General features: G+C 58.8%; 1 protein-coding gene. It reads left to right on the forward strand.

What is annotated here, in order from left to right; genetic code table 11:
• Positions 1-109: 109 nt before the first annotated feature.
• Positions 110-682, forward strand: a 573-nt coding sequence (locus AC1D0Z_RS23590; protein ID WP_477660539.1) for a histidine--tRNA ligase, incomplete at its 3' end; no start/stop codon positions are given.

Here is a 682-nt window from a genome sequence, read left to right on the forward strand (position 1 = left end):
GACTGACCTTGCGCGGCGACAACATTGCGCAGGAGTTTCAGGTAATTGTTGAAAACTACATAGAAAAACGCTTTGGCGCGCACGCCGTCGCTGAAACCGTCTGATACCCATGGTTGAAAAAACAGCTGCCGGCCCGGTGGAAAAATCCGCCGTGGCTAAAACGGAAAAACTGGCTGGCGTTAAAGGCATGAATGACATCCTGCCGCCAGAATCGGCCCGGTGGGAGTGGTTTGAGGCCAAGGTGCGTGCGCTGATGGCGCGCTATGCCTATGCCAATGTACGCACGCCAATCGTCGAGCCGACCGCGCTGTTTGTGCGAGGTCTTGGCGAAGTTACCGATATCGTCGAAAAAGAGATGTATTCCTTCGTGGACTCGATGAACGGCGACAAGCTGACGCTGCGCCCTGAGGCCACCGCCGGGATCGTGCGCGCGATGATTGAGCACAATGCGCTTTACAACGGCCCGATGAGGGTCTGGTCAGCGGTGCCGCTGTTTCGCCACGAGCGGCCGCAGAAGGGACGCTATCGCCAATTCCACCAGATCGACGTTGAAGCGCTGGGCTTTGCCGGCCCCGATGTGGATGCCGAGCAGATATTGATGTGCCGTGCGCTACTGCGCGACCTGGGCATTCCGATGGAGCATGTGCGGCTGGAACTGAACAGCCTGGGGCAGCCCGACGAG

The organism is Polaromonas sp. P1_E3 (assembly GCF_056405935.1).